At 71.4% G+C, this 13,713-nt stretch carries 13 protein-coding genes; 2 read left to right on the top strand and 11 right to left on the bottom strand.

Annotated elements, in window-relative coordinates; genetic code table 11:
* Positions 1–40 precede the first annotated feature (40 nt).
* Together purE and BLT43_RS14400 are read left to right on the top strand one after the other, a co-directional pair.
* Complete coding sequence (gene purE / locus BLT43_RS14405; RefSeq protein ID WP_090113939.1) at positions 41–526, top strand: 5-(carboxyamino)imidazole ribonucleotide mutase; 486 nt, start codon at positions 41–43, stop codon at positions 524–526.
* A complete protein-coding gene (locus tag BLT43_RS14400; RefSeq protein ID WP_090113937.1) occupies positions 519–1,592 on the top strand; it encodes a 5-(carboxyamino)imidazole ribonucleotide synthase in 1,074 nt (357 codons plus the stop codon). Before purE ends, BLT43_RS14400 begins: the two co-directional genes overlap by 8 nt.
* Here the strand turns inward: BLT43_RS14400 and BLT43_RS14395 are convergent.
* The 11 genes from BLT43_RS14395 to BLT43_RS14345 all read right to left on the bottom strand — a co-directional run bounded on the left by BLT43_RS14395 (position 1,589) and on the right by BLT43_RS14345 (position 13,668).
* On the bottom strand, positions 1,589–2,443 hold the full coding sequence (locus tag BLT43_RS14395; RefSeq protein WP_090113935.1) for an NAD-dependent epimerase/dehydratase family protein: 855 nt from the start codon (positions 2,441–2,443) through the stop codon (positions 1,589–1,591). The genes BLT43_RS14400 and BLT43_RS14395 overlap by 4 nt on opposite strands.
* On the bottom strand, positions 2,440–3,276 hold the full coding sequence (locus BLT43_RS14390) for a glycosyltransferase (protein ID WP_165612626.1): 837 nt from the start codon (positions 3,274–3,276) through the stop codon (positions 2,440–2,442). The genes BLT43_RS14395 and BLT43_RS14390 overlap by 4 nt, the downstream gene beginning before the upstream one ends.
* A complete protein-coding gene (locus BLT43_RS14385) occupies positions 3,273–4,493 on the bottom strand; it encodes an NAD-dependent epimerase/dehydratase family protein (RefSeq protein ID WP_090113934.1) in 1,221 nt (406 codons plus the stop codon). Before BLT43_RS14385 ends, BLT43_RS14390 begins: the two co-directional genes overlap by 4 nt.
* Before the next feature lie 265 nt (positions 4,494–4,758).
* Positions 4,759–5,568 carry a TlpA family protein disulfide reductase gene (locus BLT43_RS14380; protein WP_090113932.1) on the bottom strand — a complete coding sequence of 270 codons (810 nt, stop codon included), beginning with the start codon at positions 5,566–5,568 and terminating at the stop codon, positions 4,759–4,761.
* Between the two features lie 55 nt (positions 5,569–5,623).
* Complete coding sequence (locus tag BLT43_RS14375) at positions 5,624–7,411, bottom strand: glycoside hydrolase family 15 protein (protein ID WP_090113930.1); 1,788 nt, start codon at positions 7,409–7,411, stop codon at positions 5,624–5,626.
* Between the two features lie 90 nt (positions 7,412–7,501).
* Complete coding sequence (locus BLT43_RS14370; RefSeq protein ID WP_090113929.1) at positions 7,502–7,972, bottom strand: Lrp/AsnC family transcriptional regulator; 471 nt, start codon at positions 7,970–7,972, stop codon at positions 7,502–7,504.
* A 68-nt stretch (positions 7,973–8,040) separates the two neighbouring features.
* On the bottom strand, positions 8,041–8,817 hold the full coding sequence (locus BLT43_RS14365; protein WP_090113928.1) for a crotonase/enoyl-CoA hydratase family protein: 777 nt from the start codon (positions 8,815–8,817) through the stop codon (positions 8,041–8,043).
* Positions 8,814–9,665 carry a hydroxymethylglutaryl-CoA lyase gene (locus BLT43_RS14360; protein WP_090113927.1) on the bottom strand — a complete coding sequence of 284 codons (852 nt, stop codon included), beginning with the start codon at positions 9,663–9,665 and terminating at the stop codon, positions 8,814–8,816. The genes BLT43_RS14365 and BLT43_RS14360 overlap by 4 nt, the downstream gene beginning before the upstream one ends.
* Positions 9,658–11,643 (bottom strand): acetyl-CoA carboxylase biotin carboxylase subunit, encoded by a 1,986-nt coding sequence (locus BLT43_RS14355; RefSeq protein WP_090113926.1) that lies wholly within the window; start codon positions 11,641–11,643, stop codon positions 9,658–9,660. Before BLT43_RS14355 ends, BLT43_RS14360 begins: the two co-directional genes overlap by 8 nt.
* The gene (locus BLT43_RS14350; protein ID WP_090113925.1) at positions 11,643–12,053 is read right to left on the bottom strand and encodes an ASCH domain-containing protein; all 411 of its coding nucleotides are present in this window, start codon (positions 12,051–12,053) and stop codon (positions 11,643–11,645) included. Before BLT43_RS14350 ends, BLT43_RS14355 begins: the two co-directional genes overlap by 1 nt.
* A 7-nt stretch (positions 12,054–12,060) precedes the next feature.
* Entirely contained in the window at positions 12,061–13,668 is a 1,608-nt protein-coding gene (locus tag BLT43_RS14345) for a carboxyl transferase domain-containing protein (RefSeq protein WP_090113924.1), read from the bottom strand.
* Between the last annotated feature and the right edge of the window lie 45 nt (positions 13,669–13,713).

Here is a 13,713-nt window from a genome sequence, read left to right as displayed (position 1 = left end):
CCCGGTGTAACCCGCCCCCAAGACAGCGAAGGGGAGCGGCATGGATCCGAAGGTCGGCATCATCATGGGCAGCCAGTCGGACTGGGCGACGATGCGCGAGGCGGCGCAGATGCTCGACGAGCTGGGCGTCGCCTTCGAGACGAAGATCGTCTCGGCGCATCGGACACCCGACCGGCTCTGGGACTACGGCAAGACCGCCGTGGAGCGGGGCCTGCAGGTGATCATCGCCGGCGCCGGCGGCGCGGCGCATCTGCCGGGCATGATGGCCTCGAAGACCCGCGTGCCGGTGATCGGCGTGCCGGTGCAGACCAGGGCGCTGTCGGGCGTCGATTCGCTCTACTCGATCCTGCAGATGCCGCGCGGCTTTCCGGTCGCCACCATGGCGATCGGATCGGCGGGCGCGGCCAATGCCGGGCTGATGGCGGCGGGCATCCTCGCGCTGCAGGACGAAGGCCTCGCGCAGCGGCTCGACGACTGGCGCGCCGCGCTCTCGACCTCGATCCCCGAGGAGCCCACCGATGACTGACGCGCTCCGCCCCGGCCAAACCATCGGCATCCTCGGCGGCGGCCAGCTCGGCCGCATGCTCGCCGTCGCGGCCTCCCGCCTCGGGCTGCATTGCCACGTCTACGACCCCGCCGAGGGCGGCCCGGCCGCCGAGGTCGCGGCGCGCGCCACCTGCGCGGCCTGGGACGACGAGGCGGCGCTGCGCGCCTTTGCCGAGGCCGTCGACGTCGTCACCTACGAGTTCGAGAACGTGCCAGCGGAATCGCTCGACCTGATCGAAGCGATCGTGCCGATCCGCCCGAACCGCCGCGCGCTCGCCGTGAGCCAGGACCGGCTCGACGAGAAGGATTTCCTGCGCGATCTCGGCCTCGCCACCGCGCCCTACGCCACCGTCGACGACGCCGCCTCGCTCGACGCCGCGCTGGAGCGGATCGGCACGCCCGCGATCCTAAAGACCCGCCGCTTCGGCTATGACGGCAAGGGGCAGGCGCGGATCATGGCCGCAAGCGACGCCGCCGCCGCGCTGGCCGAGATGAACGGCGCGCCGGCGATCCTCGAGGGTTTCGTGGAGTTCAGCCACGAAGTGAGCGTGATCGGCGCGCGCGGGACGGGCGGCGCGGTGGCCTGCTTCGATCCGGGCGAGAACCGGCACGAGGGCGGCATCCTGCGCGAGACCACCGTGCCGGCGCGGCTCTCGGCCGCGCAGCGCACCGACGCGGTGCTCCTGGCGGCGAAGATCCTGACCGAGCTCGACTATGTCGGCGTGCTGGGGGTGGAGCTCTTCGTCACCGCCTCCGGTCTCGTGGTGAACGAGATCGCTCCGCGTGTGCACAATTCCGGCCACTGGACGCAGGATGGCTGCCTGATCGACCAGTTCGAGCAGCACATCCGCGCCGTGGCCGGCTGGCCGCTGGGCGACGGCGCGCGGCATTCGGACGTGGTGATGGAGAACCTGATCGGCGACGACGTCGACCGCATCCCCGAGATCGCGGGCACGCAGGCTGCGATCCATCTCTACGGCAAGGCCGAGGCGCGGGCGGGCCGCAAGATGGGCCACGTCAACCGGCTGACCGGGCCGGCGCGCTAGAGCATCTCGCGCAGGGCGGCGTCGAGGCCGCCCATGCCGCGCGGCGTCCAGCCCAGGCCCCGCACCCTGTCGCAGCGCATGGCGCTGACCCGCGCGGCGTCGGCCCGTTCGGGCAGCACCCCGCCCCGACCGGTGATCCGGGCCACGCGTTCCAGCAGATCGCGCCGGTCGAGCACGATGTCGGAAGCGTTGAAGCTGCGTAGCGCGAGCGCGTCCTCCGGCACTTCAAGCAGCAGCGCCACGGCGGCGGCGAGGTCGTCGCCGTGCAGCTCCGTCGCCACGCGCGGCGCGACGTCCTCGCCCGCCGCGAAGGCCGCGAACAGGCCCTGCCATTTGTGCGCCTGCCCCGGCGCGGGCGGGCCGTAGATGCCGGTGGCGCGCAGGCTCGCGGTGGCGAAGCCGGGCCGGGCCAAGGCGGCCAGCCCCTGCTCGACCGCCCACTTCATCTCGCCATAGAGCGTGTCGGGGCGCGGCGGCAGATCCTCGGCCAGTTCGGTACCCGGCGGGTAGTCGCCATAGACCGCGCGCGAGGACAGGAACACGGCGCGTGTGACACCCGCCGCCCGTGCCGCCTCGAACAGCCGCAGCGAGCCGTCGCGATTGCGCCCGAGAAACCCCTCAGGATCGTCCCCCTCGCCGCCACGATAGCGCCCCGGCGCGTGGCTGAAGGCGGCATGCACCAGCGCCTCGCAGCCCGAGAGCGGCGCGGCCTCGCCCAGCCGCCAATCGTGATGCTCGGCCCCCGGCACCGCCGTGCGGCCCAGCGCCACGACCGCGTGGCCGCGCGCGTGCAGGCCGCGCAGCAGGAATTGCCCGACCAGCCCCGAGGCTCCGGTCAGAGCGACCCTCATGTCGGGTCCGGCAGGTCCAACAGCTCCGGCACCGGCCCTTCGCCGGCGAATGCCTTCCACAGCTCGATCAGCGGCCTGAGCCGGTCGGCCTTGGCGTGGTCCTGCCACGGCTTCTCGTACTGGTAGTGCAGCACCTTGATCTGCTCCCAGCTCCACAGCTCGGGCAGGTTCAGCCAGACATATTGCAGCGTGTTGTAGGTCACCGGCAGGCCGTGCCAGTCGGGGAAGAACGCCTGCAGGAAGGTCTGGTCGGTGCGCCGCCAGAAGGCGCCGGGCCGGTCGAGCCGGGCCAGCATGGCGTCAAAAGTGGCCGGGTCGGGCCGCGCGGTGAAGACGCCGGAATTCATGCGATGGAAGTCGGCGAGGCTCTCGTAGACGTTCGGCGCGGCGCAGAACTCCGGGTAGTCGAACAGCGTGTCGATGTTGCGCAAGACCAGCGTGTCGGCGTCGAGGAACACCACCCGGTCATAGTCGGTCAGCTGCCACAGCCGCAGCTTGGCGAAGTTGTCGAGCGGGGTGTGAAAGGCCGGCTTCTCGCCCTTGGTGAAGGGCGCGGCCCCGTGCAGCGCCTCGCGCGCATGTGCGGCGGCGAAAGCGTCGGAGACCGGCAGCAGATCGGTCGCCACCAGCCGCGCGCCGCGCGCGCGCAGCGGCGCGAGCGAAGCTTCCCCCACCCCGCCGGTGTGCAGCACCACGAGGTCGGCCTGCGCCGCCGAGAGTCGCAGCGAGCGCAGGAGCGCCTTCGCCCCGAGCGCGAAATCGGCATTGGTGACGAGGGTGACGTAGGCCCGGCGGCTTCGCGCCGGGCCCTCGGGGCGCAGGCCCTCGGTCACGAGATGCGGCGCAGCGCGCGGCCCTCGGGGTCGCGCTCCACCCGCCGGGCGAGGTCGCGGGTCCAGGCCGAGACGGCCGGCACGCGGCTACGGTCGATCCGGTGCGCATATTTGCGCGCCACCTCGACCACCTCGTCCAAGAGGCCTTCCCGCAGGGTGATCGGTTCGAGGCCAAGCGCGAGAAACTGCTCGTTCTTCACCACGAGCTCGTTCTCCTCGGCTTCCTTGCGGGGGTTCGGCAGGTAGGCGATCTTGGCGCCGGTCTGCTTCGCCACCAGCTCGGCGAGGTCGCGCACCCGGTGCGTCTCGGTCATCTGGTTGAAGATCCGCACCCGCTCGCCGCGCTTGGGCGCATCCTGCAGCGCCAGCTCGATGCAGCGCACCGAATCCTGGATGTGGATGAAGGCGCGGGTCTGGCCGCCGCTGCCGTGCACGGTGAGCGGATGGCCGATCGCCGCCTGAATCAGGAAGCGGTTCAGCACCGTGCCGTAATCGCCGTCGTAGTCGAAGCGGTTGATCAGCTGCTCGTGCCGCCGGGTCTGGTCGGTATGGGTGCCCCAGACGATGCCCTGGTGCAGGTCGGTGATCCTGAGCCCGTCGTTCTGGGCGTAGAACTGGAACAGGATCTGATCGAGCGACTTGGTCATGTGGTAGACCGAGCCGGGCCGGGTCGGATACAGGATCTCCTGCTCGACTTTCTCGCCCGACAGCGTCTCGACATCGACGTTCAGGTAGCCCTCGGGGATCGCCGCACCGACGCTGGAATAGCCGTAGACGCCCATGGTGCCGAGGTGCACGAGATGCGCGTCGATCCCGGTCTCGACCAGCGCGGCGAGCAAGTTGTGCGTGGCGTTGGTGTTGTTGTTGACCGTGTAGACCTTGTGGCGGTCGGACTTCATCGAATAGGGCGCGGCGCGCTGCTCGGCGAAGTGGATCACCGCGTCGGGGCGCTCCTCGGCGAGCCACTGCTTCAGCCGCTCGTATTCCTTGGCGAGGTCGAGCAGGTGGAAGTTCAGCCGGCGCCCCGTCACCTCGTGCCAGATCCGGCAGCGCTCCTGGATCGAATCCATCGGGGTGAGCGACTGCACGCCCAGCTCGGTGTCGATCCAGCGCCGCGACAGGTTGTCGACGATGTGGATCTCGTGGCCCTGCTCGGACAGGTGCAGACAGGTCGGCCAGCCGACGAAACCGTCGCCGCCGAGGATCGCGATCTTCATGGGTCCTCCCCCGTTTCCGCTCATGCCGTTTGACTGCCACGTCCGCACGACGCGCGCATGACGGCCCGCTCCGCGGCGGAGTAAGGCATGGCGCGCGACCGAGCGCCAGCCCCGCGCGACGCAGCGGCAAGCGCCCGCCGAAGGCGGGCGACCGGAGGGGTCTGGCCGAACGGGCCGCCCGCATGGCGCGGCCCGTGCAGGCGGAGGACGCGGCGGCCCCGGCCAGTGCCGGGACCGCCTGCGCCTCACGGGCGGCCGGCGCGGCTCACTTGCGGCGCGCCGATGTCAGCACCCCGACCAGCGCGGTCGCGGCGAGGCCGACCGTCGCGGCGGCGGCAGCGGTGCGCCAATGCGGCGGCAGCGGGCGATAGACGTCGGCGATCCGCGCCAGCACCGCCATCGGCGGCGCGGCCTTCCACAGATCGGCCTCGGCCCGCGCGCCCGAGCGGCGCGTCACCTCGCGCATCACGCCGATCCCGGCGGCCATCGGCTTGAGCCGGGCGTGGCTCTCGCGCTTCTTCGGCAGCCGGCCGCGCGACACCGCCTCGAGCGCGTCCTCGAGCGGGTCGTCATCGCCGGCCCAGAGGCCCCGATAGACGATGGTGCCGTCCTGATCGGTGAGCCAGACCGCGTTCGGCTTGAGGTCGAGCTGACGGTGCAGCGTGCCCGAGACGTCGTCCACCGCGACCGACCAGGGCAGCCTGTCGCGGCGCTTGAGCGCGCGGGCATTGGCGATCTTGGTGTCCATGTCGCGCGGCTGGCCGTAGCGTTCGCCCGGATGCGCCTCGCGGACATGCAGCATGACGAAGACGATGCGGCCGCCATAGCGGCGATGCAGCTTCTTCAGAAGCGGGTTCGAGGCCGCCGTCATCGGGCAGGTGTAGGAGCCGGTGATCAGCAGGATCGGCCGGTTGCTGGTGATCGAATGGCTGCGGATGCGCCCGCCCGAGGCCTCGGGCAGGTCGAAGCCGGGCAGCCGGTCGCCCGGGCCGGGCGTTCCGGCGCTGAAGGCCATGTCCCTGCGCAGGGTCGAGGCCTCGACGTGGTCGTAGCTGTAGTCGTCGGTCACGGTCATGAGCGGTCTCCCGGTTCGGGTTGCGTCCTTGTCGGGGACACAACCCGCGAAAGGCTCAGCCGTTCGATTTGCGCGCCTCGAGCGCGCGGTTGAGATCGATCACCGCGCCGATCAGCCCGGCATGGGCGAAGGCCTGCGGGATATTGCCGAGCATCTCGCCGGTCCGCGGGTCGGCCTCCTCGGAGAACAGGCCCAGATCGTTGCCCTGCGCGATGCCGGCCTCGATGATCTCGCGCGCGCGCTCCAGTTCGCCGCGCATTACCCAGTACTGCGCCACCCAGAATCCGGCGGCGACGAAGACCCCTTCGGCCCGGCCGTCGGCCTCCTGCAGGCGGCGCCAGTAGAGCTTGCCGTCCGGGCTCCAGTCGCGCTCGAGTGCCGTCATGGTGGCGATCATCTCGGGCGTGTCGGCGGCGCAGTAGTCCCAGACCGGGAACAGCGCGGCGGTGACGTCGACCTCGTCCGAGCCGGCATGGACGGCATAGGCCCCCTCAGGCGTCAGGCAGTGGGCCGCCACCCAGTCGCGGATCTCGCGCGCGGCATCGCCCCAGCGCTTCGCTTCGTCGGCATCGCCGTAGGCGGCGGCCGATTCCAGCGCGCAGGCCGCGACCACCTTGCCGGAGGTGTAGTGCAGCCTTTCCCCCTCCTCCCAGATGCCGTGATCGGGCTCCTGCCAGCAGCCGGTGAGGAAGTTGCAGATGTCCTGCACCACGTCCCAATGCGCGCGCTCGTCCTGCTTGCCCTCGCGGTAGAGCAGCTTGGCGGCAAGCGCGACATTGGCGAAGGCGTCGAGTTGCAGCTGGTCGGCCGCGCCGTTGCCGATGCGCACCGGGCGCGCGCCGTTCCAGCCGGCCAGCGGCAGCTCGGTCTCGGGCGGCGCGGTCTGGCTGTCGAGATCGGTGAACACGGCCATCGGGTAATGCTCCGAGGTGCCGGTCGAGCGGCAGATGAAGCGCAGGTAGCGCTCGCCCTCGCCGTCGCTCTTGCACAGCCTGAGCAGCGCCGAGACGATCATCCCCGCGTCGCGCAGCCAGACATAGCGGTAGTCCCAGTTGCGCGGCCCTTCCGGCACCTCTGGCAGAGAGGTGGTGACGGCGGCGACGGTGCCGCTGGATTCCTCGTGGGTGCAGAGCCGGATCGCGCGCAGCGCCTCGTCGATCTCCGTCTTGAAGACGCCTTGGTAATCCACCGCCTCGTCGAAGGTCTTCCAGTAGGCGAGGCTGTTTTCGCGCCAGCCGTCGATCGCCGCGCGGTCGGGCGGCGGCAGCGGGCCGTCCGACAGCAGCATCCAGCCCGCCTCGCCGGCGGGCAGCTCCATCACCGCCGCGTCGCCCTCGATCCTGAGCGGGTGCGAGCCGTGCAGCGCCATCTGCTCGATCATCACCGCCTCGCCCGAGCGCGACAGCTGCGCCGCGTGGCGGCCGTAATCGGGGCGCGGATGCAGCACCAGCCGGACCGGCACGGGCGACGGGCCGATCTCGCGCAGCAGCACGCCCACCGGCGCATCGGGGCCCGAGGTCATCCAGTCGAGCAGCGTGACGCGCCCCGCGTCGTGCTCGAGCGTCGTCTCCAGCATGCCGCTGCCGTCGAGGTAGCGGCGCGGCCCGGGCCGCGCGCCTTCGACCTCGACCCGCCATTCGCCGCCATCGGGGTCGAGCAGGCCCGCGAGCAGGCTCGGCCCGTCGAAGCGGCAGGGGCAGTACCACAGGATGCGGCCCATGCGGTCGAGAACGGCGGCGCTGCGGCGGTCGCCGATCACGCCGAGGTCGCGGATCGGCACGGTGTTGCTCGCCGGGGTCCCGCCCGGCCTGTCGGTCTGCCTCTCGGGGCGGGGTCTGGTCATGCGGGCTCTCCTTCGCCGGACCAACCGGGGGCGTCGGGGGCGGTTCCTGTGCGCGACGCGCGGTCGCGGGGGCCGGTCATATGGCCGGCGTCAGACCGGAACGTCGGTGGTGTTCTTGATCTCGCGCAGCGTCACGCTGGTCGAGATCGACAGCACGTGCGGCAGCTGCACCAGAGCGTTCTTCACCGTGCTCTCGTAATGCTTGATCGACTTGGCCAGCACCTTGAGCAGGTAGTCGTGGTCGCCCGAGACCGAGTAGCACATGACGACCTCCGCGATCCGGCCCACCGCCGCCTCGAACTCCTCGAGATGGGCGCGGGAATGGCCGTTCATCCGCACCGCGCAGAACACGATGATCTCGAAGCCCGCGGCCACCGGGTCGACGATGTGGCGGCGTTCCTCGATCACCCCGGCCTCGCGCATCCGCGCCAGCCGCCGCCAGCAGGGGGTGTGCGACAGGCCCAGCCGGTCGCCGACCTCGCGCAGCGTCAGCTCCGGCTCGGCCTGCAGAAGCCGCAGCAGCCGCCGGTCGGTCTCGTCCAGTTCGATCGCCTCGCCCATCTCGCCCCATCCGCGCCTGCGCCGGACATCCTTGGGCGCGGGCGCGGCGGGGTCAATGGGCTGCGCGGTCACGTCCAGCGGGCGGGGCGCTTCTCGAGGAAGGCCGAGATGCCCTCCTCCGCCTCCTCGCTCTCCCAGGCGTCGGCGAGGCGCTCGATCGTCGCGGCGATCACCTCGTCGTCGATGCGCGGCCCGAGCGCGCGGGCCAGCGCCTTGGAGCGGCCGACCGCGCCGGGCGCGATCTTGAGATAGGGCGCGACCTCGGCCTCGACCGCGGCGTCGAGATCCTCCGCCGCCACGGCGCGGGCGACGATGCCCAGCCGCTCGGCCTCGGCGGCGTCGAACAGCCGCGCCGACATGAAGACCTGCCGCGCCCGCCCCTCGCCCATCCGTGCCAGCACGTAAGGAGAAATCGTCGCCGGGATGATGCCGAGCTTGGTCTCGGTGAAGCCGAAGCGCGTGCCGTGCGCGGCGATCGCCACGTCGCAGATGCAGGCCATGCCGACGCCGCCGCCATAGGCGCCGCCATGGATCTTCCCAATCAGCGGCCGCGGCATGGTGTTGAGCGCGCCGAGCATGTTGGCGAGGCGCTTCGCCTCGGCCATGCGCCCGGCCCGGTCGGCCGCGATCTGCGCCTTCATCCAGTTCAGGTCGCCGCCGGCGCAGAACACGTCGCCCGCGCCCCGCAGCACCACCGCGCGCGCCTGCGCGCCCTCATGCGAGGCGAGATGCGTCAGCTCGTCCATCATCCGCGCCGAGAGCGCGTTTTTCCGCTCTGGCGCGTTCAGCGTGACGGTGAGCACGCCGCGATCGTCGGTCGAAAGCTCCAGCGTTTCGTATGTCATGCGCGCAGCTCCTTGGCGAAGCCCGCCGTCTCGGCCAGCCGCTTCATGTCGAGCCCGGTGTCGAAGCCCCGCTCCTGCAGCATCAGCGCCAGCCCCTCGGTCGCGACGTTGCCCGCGGCACCCGGCGCGAAGGGGCAGCCGCCCAAGCCCCCGATGCTGGCGTCGAACACCCGCAGGCCCCGGTCGAGGCAGACCGCGACATTGTCGAGCGCCCGGCCCGAGGTGTCGTGGAAATGGCCCGCGAGCTTTTCCGACGGCACCCGCTGCAGAACCGCGTCCAGCATGGCGTCGGTGTCCTCGGGCAGCGCCCGGCCCAGCGTCTCGCCGAGGCTGATCTCGTAGCAGCCCATCTCGAGAAGCCGCGCGGCGACATCGGCCACCGCCTCGGGCTCGACCTTGCCGTCATAGGGGCAGTGCGTGACGCAGGAGACGTAGCCGCGCACCGGCAGGCCGGCTCCTTGCGCGGCCTCCATCACGGGCAGGAACCGCTCCATGCTCTCGGCGATGGAGCAGCCGATATTGGCCTGGCTGAACCCTTCCGAGGCCGAACCGAACACCGCGACCTCCTCGGCCCGCGCGTCGCGCGCGGCCTCGAAGCCGCGCAGGTTCGGGGTCAGCGCGGCGTAGCGGATGTTTGGATTGCGGGCGATGCCGGCCAGCACCTCGGCCGCGTCGGCCATCTGCGGCACGCGCTTGGGGTTCACGAAGCTCGTCACCTCGATCCGGCGGAAGCCGCAGGCCGAAAGCCTGTCGACCAGCTCGATCTTGGCCGCGGCTGGGATCACCTTGCTCTCGTTCTGCAGCCCGTCGCGCGGGCCGACCTCGACGATCTCGACGCGCTCAGTCATCTTGCGGCTCCAGCGTCAGCAGCAGGTCGCCGTCGGAGACCTGCGACCCTTCCTTGGCAAGCACCTCGGCCACCACCCCGTCGCGCGGTGCGGTGAGCGTGTGCTCCATCTTCATCGCCTCGAGGATGGCGAGCGGCTGGCCCTTCTCGACCGTCTGCCCGGCCTCGGCGCGCATCCGTTTAACGAGGCCCGGCATCGGCGCGACGATGCCGTCGCCGCCGCCTGCCGCCTCGGCCGCGGCCAGCGGATCGGGGATCTCGAACACCCAGGCCCGGCCCGCGTCCCAGACGGTGACGCGATGGCCATGCTTCGCCGCCTCGGCGCGGAAGCGGCGGCCGCCGGACGTCACGGCGAGGCCGTTTGCGTCACGTGAAACAGCCGTCTCGCTACCCTCGCGGTGCCAGCTGCCCGGCCCGTCCTTGACCAGCGCCACCTCCAGCGGCTCGCCCTCGTGCAGGAGCGGCACGTGGATCTCGGAGGCGCCCCAGTGGCGGAAGCCCCGAAGCGCGTCCCACGGGTCCTGCGCGGCGGGCGGGTGGTCGAGACCGGCGGCGGCGAGTGCCGCGAGCACCGGCACGTGGGCGGGCATCTCGGCCTTCGCCGTCAGCGCCTCGAGGTCGCGGCCGATCAGCCCGGTGTCCACCTCGCCATTGGCGAAGCCCTCGTGGCGCAAGAGCGCGGCGAGGAAGCCGAGATTGGTGACCGTGCCGCCGACCTGCGTGGCCTCGAGCGCCGCCAGCAGGCGCGCCATCGCCTCCTGCCGCGTCGCGCCATGCGCGATCACCTTGGCGATCATCGGGTCGTAATGCGGGGTGATCGCGTCGCCTTCGCGCACGCCGGCATCGACCCGCACCGCGCCCAGCTCGAAGCGCGCGGCCTCGGGGAAGCGCAGCCGCTCCAGCCGGCCCGTGGCGGGCAGGAAGCCGCGATCGGCGTCCTCGGCGTAGAGCCGCGCCTCGAAGGCGTGGCCGTCGATGCCCAGCTCGTCCTGCTTCAGCGGCAGTTCCTCGCCGCGCGCGACGCGGATCTGCCACTCGACGAGATCGAGCCCGGTGATTGCTTCGGTCACCGGATGCTCGACCTGCAGGCGGGTGTTCATCTCCATGAACCAGAACCCGTCCTCGCGCAGCCCCTCGGAGCCGTCGGCGATGAACTCGATCGTGCCCGCCCCGACATAGCCGATGGCGCGCGCCGCCTCGACCGCGGCCGCGCCCATCGCGGCGCGGACATTGTCGGGCATGCCCGGCGCCGGGGCCTCCTCGATCACCTTCTGGTGCCGCCGCTGCAGCGAGCAGTCGCGTTCGAACAGGTGGACGACGTTGCCGTGGGAATCCGCGAAGACCTGGATCTCGACATGGCGCGGCGAGGTGATGAACTTCTCGACCAGCACGGCGGGGTCGCCGAAGCTCGCCCGGCCCTCGGCCTGCGCCCCTTCGAGCGCGTCGGCGAAATCCGCCGCCCGCTCGACCAGCCGCATCCCCTTGCCGCCGCCGCCCGCGCGGGCCTTGATGAGGACCGGGTAGCCGATCCGCTCGGCCTCCTCGGCCAGCATCTTCGCGTCCTGCCCCTCGCCGTGATAGCCCGGCACGACCGGCACGCCGGCCTCCTCCATCCGCTTCTTGGCGGCGTCCTTGAGGCCCATGGCGCGGATCGCGCTCGCCGGCGGGCCGACGAAGACCAGCCCCGCGGCCTCGACCGCCTCGACGAAATCGGGGTTCTCAGAGAGAAAGCCGTAGCCCGGGTGGATCGCTCCGGCGCCGGTGCGTTTCGCGGCCTCGAGGATGGCGTCGATCTTGAGATAGCTCTCGCCCACCGGCGCCGGGCCGATGCGCACCGCCTCGTCGGCGAGCTTGACATGCACCGCGTTCGCGTCGGCGTCGGAATGCACGGCGACCGTCTTCAGCCCCATCCGGCGCGCGGTGGTGATGACCCGCGCGGCGATCTCGCCGCGGTTGGCGATCAGGATCTTGTCGAACATCAGGCGAAATCCTCCACCAGCCGGAATCTCTCGCAGACCAGCATCATCTCGGGGCTCCAGCCCCCGTTGCGCTCGAAGTAGCGGCGGTGTCCCTCGCGCCAGCCTTCCAGCGTCTCGTTCTCGCCCTCGGCCAGGGCGAACTCGGCATCGACGTCGCAGAAGCGGCGCTGCGTGACCTCGACCGTCTCGATCAGCAGCGCCGGGCTGCCGTCCCAGTTCAGCGCCACGTCGCGGCGGCCGACCGCCGGCAGGGGCTCGCCTGCCTCGAAGTCGCGCAGCGCGCCGCAGGTCGCGGTCTTGGCGCCCGAGCGGACCAGAGCGATCAGCTCGGCGCAAAGTTCGGGCCCGTCGCCGAAGCGGAAGCTCACCAGCTCCGGGTCGCGGGCCTTCAGTTCCTCCATCGTCACCATGCCCGCCTCACATCCGGAAGACGCCGAAGCGCGTGTCGGGGATCGGCGCGTTCAACGCGGCGGAAAGCGACAGCGCCAGCACCTCTCGGGTCTTGCGCGGATCGACCACGCCGTCGTCCCAGAGCCGGGCGCTGGCATAGAGCGGGTGCGCCTGCTCCTCGAACTTCTCGCGCAGCGGCGTCTTGAAGGCGGTCTCCTCCTCGGGCGACCAGGGCTTGCCCTGCCGATCCAGCGCCTCGCCGCGCACCTGCGCCATGACGCCGGCGGCCTGCTCGCCGCCCATCACGCCGATCCGGCTGGCGGGCCAGGTCCACAGGAAGCGGGGGCTGTAGGCGCGGCCGCACATGCCGTAATTGCCCGCCCCGTAGGAGCCGCCGACCAGCATGGTGACCTTCGGCACCTCGGTCGAGGCCACCGCCGTCACCAGCTTGGCGCCGTCCTTGGCGATGCCGCCGGCCTCGTATTTGCGGCCGACCATGAAGCCGGTGATGTTCTGCAGGAAGACCAGCGGGATCTTGCGCTGCGAGCACAGCTCCACGAAATGCGCGCCCTTCACGGCGGCCTCGGAGAACAGCACGCCGTTGTTGGCGATGATGCCCACCGGCATGCCCATGACATGGCCGAAGCCGGTCACCAGCGTCTCGCCGTAGCGCGGCTTGAACTCGTCGAGGCGCGAGCCGTCGAGCACGCGGGCCAGAAGCTCGCGGATGTCGTAGGGGCGGCGCGGATCGGCCGGCACCACGCCGAGGATCTCCTCGGGGTCGAACAGAGGCTCCTCGGCCGCCTGCAACAGCAGGCTGTCGGGCTTGCGGCGGTTCAGCCCCGCCACCGCCTGCCGCGCCAGCGCCAGCGCGTGCGCGTCGTTGTCGGCGAGGTAGTCGGCCACGCCAGAGAGCCGCGTGTGCACGTCGCCGCCGCCCAGCTCCTCGGCGGTCACCACCTCGCCGGTCGCGGCCTTCACCAGCGGCGGGCCGGCGAGGAAGATGGTGCCCTGCTCCTTCACGATGATGGTCACGTCCGACATGGCGGGCACGTAGGCGCCGCCGGCGGTGCAGGAGCCCATCACCACGGCGATCTGCGGGATGCCCTTCCCGCTCATCCGGGCCTGGTTGTAGAAGATCCGCCCGAAATGGTCGCGGTCGGGGAAGACCTCGTCCTGGTTGGGCAGGTTGGCGCCGCCCGAGTCGACGAGGTAGACGCAGGGCAGATGGTTCTGCTCCGCGATCTCCTGCGCGCGCAGGTGCTTCTTGACGGTCATCGGGTAGTAGGTGCCGCCCTTCACGGTGGCGTCGTTGCACACCACCATGACCTCCTGCCCCTCGACCCGGCCGATGCCGGCGATCACGCCCGCACCCGGCGCCGCGCCGTCATAGAGGCCGTGCGCGGCGGTGGCGCCCACCTCAAGGAAGGGGCTGCCGGGATCGAGCAAGCGGGTGACCCGGTCGCGCGGCAGGAGCTTGCCGCGCGAGACGTGGCGGTCGCGGGCCTTCTCGCCGCCGCCGGCGCGGGCGGCCTCGACCGCCTCGCGGACGGTCTCGAGCGCGGCGAGCTGGGCCTCGCGGTTCTCGGCGAACTGTTCGGACGAGGGCGAAATCGCGGAACGCAGCACTCCCATCAGCGCATCCCCGCCCGCAGGTCTTCGGCCGGCGATCGGGGCTCA

It is taken from the genome of Limimaricola pyoseonensis (genome assembly GCF_900102015.1).
GTDB classification, from domain to species: Bacteria; Pseudomonadota; Alphaproteobacteria; order Rhodobacterales; family Rhodobacteraceae; genus Limimaricola; species Limimaricola pyoseonensis.
Note: the sequence above shows the minus strand (reverse complement) of the source record. Positions and strands in the feature narration are given on the sequence as shown.

Excerpts from the sequence above, each read along its gene's own strand:
- BLT43_RS14370 (WP_090113929.1), bottom strand. The coding sequence starts at position 7,972 with ATGGGCGAGGCGATCGAACTGGACGAGACCGACCGGCGGCTGCTGCGG.
- BLT43_RS14355 (WP_090113926.1), bottom strand. The coding sequence starts at position 11,643 with ATGTTCGACAAGATCCTGATCGCCAACCGCGGCGAGATCGCCGCGCGG.
- BLT43_RS14395 (WP_090113935.1), bottom strand. The coding sequence starts at position 2,443 with ATGAGGGTCGCTCTGACCGGAGCCTCGGGGCTGGTCGGGCAATTCCTG.
- BLT43_RS14345 (WP_090113924.1), bottom strand. The coding sequence starts at position 13,668 with ATGGGAGTGCTGCGTTCCGCGATTTCGCCCTCGTCCGAACAGTTCGCC.
- BLT43_RS14350 (WP_090113925.1), bottom strand. The coding sequence starts at position 12,053 with ATGGTGACGATGGAGGAACTGAAGGCCCGCGACCCGGAGCTGGTGAGC.
- purE (WP_090113939.1), top strand. The coding sequence starts at position 41 with ATGGATCCGAAGGTCGGCATCATCATGGGCAGCCAGTCGGACTGGGCG.
- BLT43_RS14375 (WP_090113930.1), bottom strand. The coding sequence starts at position 7,411 with ATGACCAGACCCCGCCCCGAGAGGCAGACCGACAGGCCGGGCGGGACC.
- BLT43_RS14365 (WP_090113928.1), bottom strand. The coding sequence starts at position 8,817 with ATGACATACGAAACGCTGGAGCTTTCGACCGACGATCGCGGCGTGCTC.
- BLT43_RS14380 (WP_090113932.1), bottom strand. The coding sequence starts at position 5,568 with ATGACCGTGACCGACGACTACAGCTACGACCACGTCGAGGCCTCGACC.
- BLT43_RS14385 (WP_090113934.1), bottom strand. The coding sequence starts at position 4,493 with ATGAAGATCGCGATCCTCGGCGGCGACGGTTTCGTCGGCTGGCCGACC.
- BLT43_RS14400 (WP_090113937.1), top strand. The coding sequence starts at position 519 with ATGACTGACGCGCTCCGCCCCGGCCAAACCATCGGCATCCTCGGCGGC.
- BLT43_RS14360 (WP_090113927.1), bottom strand. The coding sequence starts at position 9,665 with ATGACTGAGCGCGTCGAGATCGTCGAGGTCGGCCCGCGCGACGGGCTG.